This window comes from Klenkia sp. AC732 (genome assembly GCF_979256525.1).
Map to the genome: position 1 here is coordinate 17,558 of NZ_CEEDOS010000052.1, position 9,466 is coordinate 27,023.

General features: G+C 71.4%; 9 protein-coding genes. 4 read left to right on the forward strand and 5 right to left on the reverse strand.

The genetic code is table 11. The annotated features are described in order from the left end of the window. Positions 1-144 precede the first annotated feature (144 nt). Positions 145-1,692, forward strand: a complete 1,548-nt coding sequence (locus AC0IVP_RS19555; RefSeq protein ID WP_056290823.1) for a GAF domain-containing protein — start codon at positions 145-147, stop codon at positions 1,690-1,692. Positions 1,693-1,729: 37 nt separating this feature from the next. Beyond that, a complete protein-coding gene (locus tag AC0IVP_RS19560) occupies positions 1,730-2,128 on the forward strand; it encodes a VOC family protein (protein WP_471758755.1) in 399 nt (132 codons plus the stop codon). Positions 2,129-2,130: 2 nt separating this feature from the next. Here AC0IVP_RS19560 and AC0IVP_RS19565 read toward each other — a convergent pair whose 3' ends face one another. Beyond that, positions 2,131-2,274 (reverse strand): zinc-binding dehydrogenase, encoded by a 144-nt coding sequence (locus tag AC0IVP_RS19565; RefSeq protein ID WP_471758757.1) that lies wholly within the window; start codon positions 2,272-2,274, stop codon positions 2,131-2,133. A 128-nt stretch (positions 2,275-2,402) separates the two neighbouring features. On the opposite strand from AC0IVP_RS19565, the gene AC0IVP_RS19570 reads away from it, so the two are divergent. Together AC0IVP_RS19570 and AC0IVP_RS19575 are read left to right on the forward strand one after the other, a co-directional pair. Further along, the gene (locus AC0IVP_RS19570) at positions 2,403-5,003 is read left to right on the forward strand and encodes an AAA family ATPase (RefSeq protein ID WP_471758759.1); all 2,601 of its coding nucleotides are present in this window, start codon (positions 2,403-2,405) and stop codon (positions 5,001-5,003) included. Between the two features lie 74 nt (positions 5,004-5,077). Further along, the gene (locus AC0IVP_RS19575) at positions 5,078-5,635 is read left to right on the forward strand and encodes a GNAT family N-acetyltransferase (protein ID WP_471758761.1); all 558 of its coding nucleotides are present in this window, start codon (positions 5,078-5,080) and stop codon (positions 5,633-5,635) included. Between the two features lie 29 nt (positions 5,636-5,664). Here the strand turns inward: AC0IVP_RS19575 and AC0IVP_RS19580 are convergent, their stop codons facing one another. From AC0IVP_RS19580 to AC0IVP_RS19595, 4 genes are all read right to left on the reverse strand, one after another. Continuing rightward, complete coding sequence (locus AC0IVP_RS19580; protein WP_471758763.1) at positions 5,665-5,811, reverse strand: hypothetical protein; 147 nt, start codon at positions 5,809-5,811, stop codon at positions 5,665-5,667. A 124-nt stretch (positions 5,812-5,935) separates the two neighbouring features. Beyond that, complete coding sequence (locus AC0IVP_RS19585; protein WP_471758765.1) at positions 5,936-7,552, reverse strand: PhnE/PtxC family ABC transporter permease; 1,617 nt, start codon at positions 7,550-7,552, stop codon at positions 5,936-5,938. Further along, positions 7,549-8,295 (reverse strand): phosphonate ABC transporter ATP-binding protein, encoded by a 747-nt coding sequence (locus AC0IVP_RS19590; RefSeq protein ID WP_056290911.1) that lies wholly within the window; start codon positions 8,293-8,295, stop codon positions 7,549-7,551. The genes AC0IVP_RS19585 and AC0IVP_RS19590 overlap by 4 nt, the downstream gene beginning before the upstream one ends. Further along, entirely contained in the window at positions 8,292-9,236 is a 945-nt protein-coding gene (locus tag AC0IVP_RS19595) for a putative selenate ABC transporter substrate-binding protein (RefSeq protein ID WP_235564490.1), read from the reverse strand. The genes AC0IVP_RS19590 and AC0IVP_RS19595 overlap by 4 nt, the downstream gene beginning before the upstream one ends. Between the last annotated feature and the right edge of the window lie 230 nt (positions 9,237-9,466).

A 9,466-nucleotide genomic window follows, 5' to 3' on the forward strand; every position in this document is an offset into this window, starting at 1 on the left:
ACGACCGGGACGGCCGACGGGACGCCGGCCGACCCACCCCCTCCGGGTCCCACGGATCCGGATTGGGCTTCAGCCCACGCCGTGGCGGCCGTTACTGCTGTCAGCGCGCCGTCCCGGGCGAGCCCGGAGAGCGGAGACCCTGCTGTGTTCCCCAGTCGCAACGCCCGCGTCGTCGATGCCCCTCCCGCGGACGACCTGGGCCAGGACGTCGACGCCGTGGCCGCGGTCATCGCCGCGCTGGCCCAGGCCACCGACACCAAGGGCGCCGTCGTGGCTGCGCTGACCGCGGTGCGAGAGGCCTTCGGGTACGCCTACGGCTCGCACTGGGTCATCGACCCCGCCGACGACACCCTGCACTTCTCCTCCGACTCGGGCTCGGTCAGCCCGGAGTTCGCCGCGGTCACCGCGACGGCCACCTTCGCGCGCGGCGTCGGCCTCTCCGGGCGGGCGTGGGCGACCCGGGACCTCGTCGTCACGGCCAACCTCGGCGAGATGACCGATTGCGTGCGGGCACCGGTGGCCCAGAAGGTCGGGGTGCGCTCGGGCATCTGCTTCCCGCTGTTCAGCGAGGGCAAGGTGACCGGGACGATGGACTTCTTCTGCATGAAGGAGCTCACCCCCTCCCCCCGCCGGCTGACCACGCTGCGCTGCGTGGGGACGCTGGTCTCCCAGGCCATCGCCCGGTTCGCCGCCGTGGCCGCCGATGCCAAGACCGCCCAGGACGTCGCCGCGGTCACCCAGGTGCTGCAGCAGCTGACCCTCACCGACGACGCCGACTCGGCCCTGCAGATCGCCCTGGACACGATCCGCGCCGAGTTCGGCTGGGCCTACGGCTCCTTCTGGCGGGTCGACACCTCGGCGCGGGTGCTGCGGTTCGAGCGGGAGTCCGGCGACGCCGGGCCCGAGTTCCGCGCCGTGACGCTGTCGGCGACCTTCGCGCCGGGCGTCGGGCTGTCCGGGCGCACCTGGGCCAGCCGCGACCTCTTCTTCGTGCCCGACCTGGGTCAGATGACCGACTGCGTGCGGGCACCCGTCGCCCAGCGCGCCGGGGTGAAGTCCGGCGTCTGCATCCCCGTGGTGTGCGACGGGGAGATCATCGGCACGATGGACTTCTTCGCCACCTGGACGATGGTGCTCTCCCCCGGCCGCGAGGCCGCCCTGCGCAACACCGCGTTCCTGCTGGGCCAGACGCTCAACCGGATCGCGTCCACCGACCGGCTGTCCACCGCCGGACGGGAGCTCGTGCTGTCCATCGAGGAGGTCGAGCGCAACGTCCTCTCGGCGACCAACGTCGCCAGCGAGGGCCGCACCCTGGCCGAGGAGGCCAACCGGGTCGTCGCCGAGCTCGGCGCCTCCAGCCGACAGGTCGGCAAGGTCGCCCAGACCATCGACAACATCGCCGCCCAGACCAACCTGCTCGCCCTCAACGCCACCATCGAGGCCGCCCGGGCCGGCGAGGCCGGCAAGGGGTTCGCGGTCGTGGCCAACGAGGTCAAGGAGCTGGCCCGGGAGACCGCCGTGGCCACCACCGACGTCAGCGCGAAGATCACCGCCATCCAGGAGCAGGTCGACGCCGTCGTCAGCTCCCTGGCCTCGATCGGCACCGTCATCGAGACGATCAACGAGACCCAGGCGGTCATCGGCGGGGTGCTGACCGAGCAGGTCGCGGTGACCCGGGCGATCCTGGGCTGAGCAAGCCGGCGCCCCGCGCCCGCCGGACCCGGGGCGCGTGCGTTGCCGCCGTCACGGCCCTCGGCCTGGATCCGGTCATGAACCAGCGCCCCGGGCACCACGCGATGGACTACGTCGAGATCGCGGTCGACGACCTGGCGCGCGCCCGGCCTTCTACGCCGCCGCCTTCGGGTGGTCCACCACCGACCACGGCGGGCGGCACGCCAGCATCCTGGGGCCGGACGGCAGCCACGAGACGGGCGGCCTGGACCCGTCCGGGCAGCCGGACCCCGGGGGGCCCTTCGTGCTGCTGCGGTCCCCGGACGTCGACGCGAGCGCGCAGGCGGTGACCGCAGCCGGCGGACGGATCGTGCGCGGCCCCTACGCCTTCCCCGGTGGACGCCGGTTCCACTTCCTGGACACCGAGGGCAACGAGCTGGGCGTCTACGGCGACTGAGCTCACCCGGGGAGCAGGACGATCTTTCCGCTGGTGGTGCGGGACTCGGCCAGGGCCAGGGCGTCCGATGCTTCGGTGAGCGGGTAGCGGGCGGCGATGGCCGACCGCCGGACGCCCTGGTCTGCGTCGGGTGCACGAGCCCGCACTGCGACGGTTGGGCGAGATCGTCAAGCTAGTGCGAGCTACGCAGCTGTAGCGACGCCGCCGCGTAATCGTGTTGGCACCTGCAGTTACGGTTCCGTCCAGGGCAGCACGGCTAAACGGGGAGAGCGCGTTGACCATCGAAGAAGAGATCATCGCCTGGGCGGCTACTCGCTCTGAGTGGAACAACCAGGTCCTGCAGGCCTTGATGACCGACACCGTCATTACTCCCGAGACGGTGGCCTCCATTGCCGACCACCTCATCGACGGGTCACCCGTGGCCCTGTCACCCGCTGAAGTCATCGAAGACGAACCAGCGACAGGCACGAGCACGGTCACCATCCACGGGATAAGTGACGTCTCCGAAGTCAATGCCCTTGCATCCCAGCAACACCTCTCCTTCTCGGCGTCGGCTCTGACCGTCGTCTATGGGGAGAACGGCAGCGGTAAGTCTGGCTACGCCCGCCTGTTGAAAGCAGCCGTGCGCGCTCGACACCGTGAAGACGTCCTCCCCGACATCTTCGCCCAGGCCGTTGGCGTCCCTGCGGCAGTCGTTCACTACGCCGTTGACGGTGTTGTCGAGTCAGCTTCGTGGCCCGGTGGCGCGCCGCCTGTGCTGCGCAAGGTCGCCTTCTACGACGAAGCTTGTGGAGACAGTTACGTCTCGAACGACATGGAACTCACCTACCGGCCGGCCGCGCTTGTCGACCTCGACCGCCTCATCGCCGTCTCGGACGCAGTTCGCAGTGAGCTCGACCAGCGCCTCAACCAGAATGCAGCGAAGACCAAGCCTCTGCCGCTGTTGAACGCCTCGACGACGACAGGTGAGCTGCTGGCGCGACTGACGTCGACGAAGACCATCCCGGACTTGGACGCGCTCGAGGTGCTGTTGAGGACAGCCGCCGAGGTACCTGAGGACATCGAGTCCCAGACCAACGAGGCCGAACGCGAGCACGCGAGGTTGAGCGCAAGCGACCCGGCCCTGGAGCGGAAGCGTTTCACCGACACCGCTCTGCGACGCGAGACCATCGCTTCCCACCTCAAGGCTCTCGACGACCTCCTGGGGACTGCTGCCATCCAGCACCTCAACACCCTGGCCTCAACGGCCCGGGAGCTGCGGGCAGCAGCGAGCGTGGCATCGGAGACCGGCTTTGGTTCTGAGCCAGTACCAGGGGTGGGAGCAACTACCTGGCGCTCTCTCTGGGAGGCAGCCCGGGCGTTCTCCGAAACTGAGGCCTACCCGGATCGCACGTTCCCTGCTGCTGAGACCCACGACGACGTCTGCGTCCTGTGCCATCAGCACCTCGACGGTGACGCCCGTCAGCGACTGACCCGGTTCGAGGCCTTCGTGCAAGACGACACCTCGCGTCGTGCAGGCATGGCTGAAGACGCGCTACGCCAAGCACTGGTGAAGGCTCTGGCGACCTTGCCCAGCGCCGGTCGAGCCGAGGTCGCCCTTGAACGACTGGCGGAGACCGGCGATCCGCTCGTTAATGTCGCACGAGATCTGCTCGCCACCTTCGACACCCGCCAAGACATGCTCACCGCGTGGGACCCGTCCCAGGGAGACCACGAACCCGGTGACACTCCTGCCGTGGGCGTGTCCGACACCCTGCTGGCCAAGGCCGCCGAGGACCGCACCCAAGCTGCTGCCATCGACGACGGGGGGTTTGCGGTCAGCTTGACCCAGGCGGCTCGCGTCCACGAGGACCTGCGCGCCAAGGTTGCTCTATCCGCCAGCTACGGGAACGTTGAGGCGGAGGTGAGCCGACGGCGCGAACAGATACGCCTGGAGAAGGCCAAAAGGGAAACTGACACCTCCTCGATCACGCGAAAGTCCAGCGAGCTGGCTCGCATCTTTGTGACCGAAGTCGTCCGGGATCGCTTCACCCGAGAGCTTGACCGCCTTCGCCTCGAGCGGGTCACGTTAAAGGACACGGGCGGCAGGAAAGGCCAACTGCTACACCGGCCAGCCTTCCTCGGTGCAGCTCGCAATGTCGCACTCGAGACCGTGCTGAGCGAGGGCGAACAGACTGCACTGGGTCTGGCTGGCTTCTTCACCGAGGCGCACTTCGACGAGAGCAAGTCGTCATTGGTCTTCGATGACCCGATCTCGTCTCTCGATGCGAACCGCCGCCGCTATGTCGCTGAGCAACTCGTCGGCCTTGCTGCGAACCGTCAGGTCATCGTCTTCACGCACGACTCGACGTTCGCAGCTGAGCTACGACGCGCTAGCCAGGAGAAAGAGGTGCCGTACACCCCGAGGTCGGTCGAGCGATCTGGGGCCAAGGTTCCTGGCATTTGCCAAAACCGTCACCCATGGGATGTCAAGGACGTCGATGACCGGCTCAGGTGGCTCGATGAGCACCTCGTGGACCTACGCCGCAACCGAACCACGATGGACTCGGACCAGTACGACGCGACTGTCAGCTTCTGGGCTGGTCGGTTGTCCATGACCTGGGAAAGAATTGTCTCGCTCGAGGTCGTCGGCCGTGTCTTCGACCGCGGCACCATGCAGGTCAAGCCAATGATGTTTCGAACCTTAGTTCACATCACCCAGGAAGACGACGCCGAGTTCCAGCGGGGCTACGGGCAGACTTCAAAGTGGGCCGCCCGTCACGACAAGAGTGCCGAGATCGACTACACCGCGCCAGAACTAGCAGAGCTAGACGCCGAGCTGGCGGCCATGCGGGCCTGGCGAAAGAAGATCAAAGCGTATGCGTCCACCAAGTAGCGACCGTTAGATAGAGGACATTCTCTATGGGTCCCATAACCGTTGCCCACCCTGGCTAGCGGCAAGGTCAAGACATGTCCCGAGACCACGACAACCCCTGGACGTGGCCGACCGCGCCACCCACGGCCGACACCGTGCAGCTGCGTGCGTTCTTGGACGACGACATCGTTGCCGCACAGGCCTTGTCCCGGGACCCCTATGCGCCGCTGATCGGCACCCTACCGTTTCAGGCCACCTGGGAAGAGGGGCAAGTCTGGGTGAACGCCCAGCGTCAGCGGTTGGCCGAGCGTGTTGGCTTCTCCTTCGTGGTTGCCGATCGAGACAGCGGTGAGTGCTTAGGGTTTGCAGGGCTGTGGCTGCGGCACCTGGATCAGGGGCTCGCAACGGCGGGTTACTCGATCCTGCCGGCAGCTAGGGGAACTGGCCGAGCCACCGGAGCGCTAAGAGCGCTTGCCACCTTCGCCTGGACCATGCCGGAGGTTGAACGGATCGAGTTGTACATCGAGCCGTGGAACGTCGCTTCGAAACGGGTGGCCGAACGCGCTGGCTTTGTGGCCAACGGTGGGAAGGTCCGCCATGAGATCGGCGGCGAGCTGAAAGACCTGGACCAGTACACCGCCTTCCGACCGTGATCCGCGCTGGAATCTGGCCTCCGGCGGCCTCACCCGCGGCGTCGATGAACTTGGCGGTTCGCGCAGGTGACCAGCACACCACCGCGGGCGAGCAGGCCAAACGCGGTGCGGGTGGTCTCCCCGCCCACGTTGTCGAAGACCGCGTCGACGCCGTCCGAGCCCAGCGCCGCATCCATGCGGCCAGCTCGGGGTCGGCGTGGTCGCCGGGCTCGACGCCGGCGGCCCGCAGCGCCTCGTGGTGCCGCGGCGAGGCCGCACCGACGACCCGAGCGTGTGGTGTCGAGCGGAGGCGCCCGTGGATCAGCGGACGGCGGACCGGGCCCGCGCGCTTACCAGGTCGACGGCCAGGGTGAGCAGCACCATCGCCACCAGCACGGTCGCCACGGCCGGCCAGTCGAAGGACGCGGTCTCCGCCGAGAGCAGGACCCCGATCCCCCCGGCCCCGAGCAGCCCGACCAGCACCGAGTCCCGGACGGCCACCTCCCACCGGTAGAGGGCGAAGGCCAGGGTGGGCCCGACGGCGCGGGGTGCGGTGCCGACCAGCCACGCGCCGACCGGCCGCGCACCGAGGGCGTCCAGCGCGGCCCGGGGGCGGGGGTCGAGCTCCTCGACGACCTCGGCGGTGAGCCGTCCCAGCACCCCGAGCGTGTACAGCCCCAGCGCGAGCGCCCCCGGCAGCACACCGGGCAGGAACACGAAGAGCACCACCAGCGCCCAGACCGGCGGCGGCACGGCGCGCAGCACGAGCAGCACCGCCCGGACGGCGACACCCGCCACCCGCCGGCCCGGCCCGGCGCCCGGGCCCGGGTGGGCGGCCACGCCGGACAGCGCCACCGCCCCGGTCAGGGCCACCGCGATCGCGACGACCGACATCTGCAGCGTCTCCACCGACAGGGCGACCACCCGACGCAGCAGCTCGCCGTCCACGGCCGGCGGCCAGGCCGCGGCCAGCACGTGGCCGACCTGCTCGCGGGCCCGGGCACCGACCAGGGTGCGCACGTCCAGCGCCAGGTACCAGGCCGACCAGCCGACCAGCACCAGCACGCCGGCCACCGCGCCGACCAGCACCCGGTCCCGGCGCAGCACCCCGGCCGGCGCCTGGGCGGGGGCGGCCAGCCGGCGGCGCACCGCCCGCCCGCCGACGTCGGCGAGCAGGCACAGCAGCGCGATCGCGTAGACCGCCGTCCAGACCTGCGGCCAGCGCAACGACTGGAAGGACAACGACAGCTGGTCCCCCAGCCCGCCGGCACCGATCAGGCCCAGCACGACGGCGGAGCGGACGGCGCACTCCAGCCGGTAGAACGCGTAGGCCAGGAGCCCGCCGGCCGCGGGGGGCAGCAGGCCGTAGAGCACCGCGGCGGACCGGGACGCACCGGCGGCCCGCAGCGCGTCGTGCCCGCCCCGGGGGACCTCGTCGACCAGGTCGGCGAACACCTTGGCGGTGACCGCGCCGTACGGGATGCTGATGGCGAGCACCCCGACCCACGGGTCCAGGCCCAGCACGTTGACCAGCAGCAGTCCCCAGACCGCCTCGTGCAGACCGCGCGGGACGGCGAGCGCACCCCGGGTGAGGGTCCAGCCCAGGCGTCGTCGTCCCCAGGTGGTGCGGGCGACGGCGACCGCACCGAGCGCGCCCAGCACGACCGCCAGGCCCGCCCCGAGCGCGGCGTAGGCGACGGTGACCAGCGCGGCGCCGCCGAGCACGGCGAGGAGGTCCCCGCTCAGGTCCGGGTGCACCGCCCCGGCGGCGAACCGGCCCGCCTGGGACAGCCCCGCCGGGTTGAGCACGTCCCCGGTGAAGGCACCGGTGCCGGCCAACGACCACAGCACGAGTGCGACGGCGCCCAGTCCCCAGGCCCACCGGCGGCGGTCCCGGACCAGCGGGGCGACCGCCCGCGGACGCTCGAGCACCGTCACCGGGTCACCCCGTAGAAGGCCTCGAGCGCGCGCAGGTCCAGGTCGGCGGCGGGCCGGTCCAGCACCACCCGGCCGGCGACCAGACCGACCACCCGGTCACAGTGCCGCAGCGCGAGCGCCGGGTCGTGCAGGCAGGCCACGAGCGCGCCGCCGGTGTCGGCGGCCAGCCCGGCGAGCACCTCCAGCGCGGTGTCGGCCAGCGCCGGGTCCAGCGCGGACGCCGGCTCGTCGGCGAGCACCAGCTCGGGCCGCTGCACCAGCACCCGGGCCAGGGCGACCCGCTGCTGCTGACCCCCCGACAGCCGGTCGGTGCGGTCGAAGACCCGGTCGGCGAGCCCGACCCGGTCCAGCGCGGCGACGACGTCCTCGACGCCCTGGGGTCGCAGCAGCGACCAGCCGGCCCGGGCGGCCGACCAGGACCCCAGCCGTCCGGCGTTGACGTTGTGCACCACCCGCAGCGGCCCGACCAGGTCCAGCTGCTGGTGCACGGTGCCCACCCGGGAGCGCAGCCGGCGCAGCCCGGCACCGGACAGCCCGGTCGGGTCGGCGCCGAGCACCCGCACCGCGCCGTCGGTGGGGGTGAGGGTGCCGTTGGCGACGCCCAGCAGCGTGGACTTCCCGGCACCGGAGGCGCCCACGACCGCCACCCGCTCGCCGGCGTGGACGGTGAGGTCGACGCCGGCGAGCGCGGTGGTCCGGCCGCGGACGACGGTGACCCCGTCCAGCTGCAGGACCGTGCTCAGCTGACCAGCCCCAGGTCGCGGCCGATCTCCTCGATCTGGTCGTACGCCGAGGCCCCGGTCGGGATGAACGACCCTGCCCCGAAGAGCTCGAGCACCTCGTCGTCGGCCGGCAGCCCGGTGAGCCACGCCAGCACCCGGTCGGGCAGGTCCTCCCCCAGCCGCTGGACCGCGTCGGGCCCGAGCAGCCAGTGGTAGTCGTGGTACCCCGGCGTCCGTGCGTACCGGACGACGGCGGGGTCGACCGTGCCCTCGGCCTGCCGGGAGGTCCACACCTGCTCGTTGAGCACCCCGGCCTGGTAGCTGCCCGAGGCCACCAGGGCCAGCGTCGCGTCGTGCGAGCCGGAGAACCCGGGGCCGCCCGGGAAGCCCTGCGGGTCCACGCCGGCCTGCTGCAGGAACCAGGCGGGCATCAACCGGCCCGAGGTCGAGGTCTCGCTGCCGTAGGTGAACCGCAGCCCGGCCAGCGCTCCGAGGTCCTCGGCAGGGGCCAGCCCGGTGGCGGTGTTGACGACGAAGACGGAGTGGAAGTCGGCGTCGATGTCGCGCTGGGCGACCGGGACCGCACCGGGGGTCTGCAGCCGGGCCTGGACGCCGGTGAGGCCGCCGAACCAGACCAGGTCCAGGTCGCCGGTGCGGAACAGGGACACCGCGGCGGCGTAGTCGGTGACGGGCTCGTAGACGACGTCGAGGTCCAGGGCGGCCGACGCCGAGTCGGCGACCGCGCCGTACAGCCGGGCGAGGACCTCGGGGTCCTGGTCGGGGATGGCGCTGATCGTGAGGGTGTCGCGCCCGGACGACGAGCCGGAGACCGGGGACTCCCGACCCCCGCAGGCGGTGAGGGCGGCAGCGAGGGCGACGCCGGAGGCACCCAGGAAGGAGCGCCGGGTCAGCGGGGGTGCGAGGACGGGGCCACCCGACCGGGCGACGCGGGGACCGCGCACTACGACTGCTCGGCGGGTCGGGGGGACGGTCGTCGGGACACGGGGCCTCCTGGGTCGGGTCTCCTGGAGCAGGTCTCCTGGAGGGGACACCCCCATCCTGCGGCCACCACCGCGGGCGAGCCCGTCGGTGCACCGGGGCCCCCGCTCGACCGGTGCGGCCGCCCGGCACGGACGCACCAGCGGGTAGAACGGTCCAGGACCCCCCCCACCCCACCGCACAGCCCCACCGC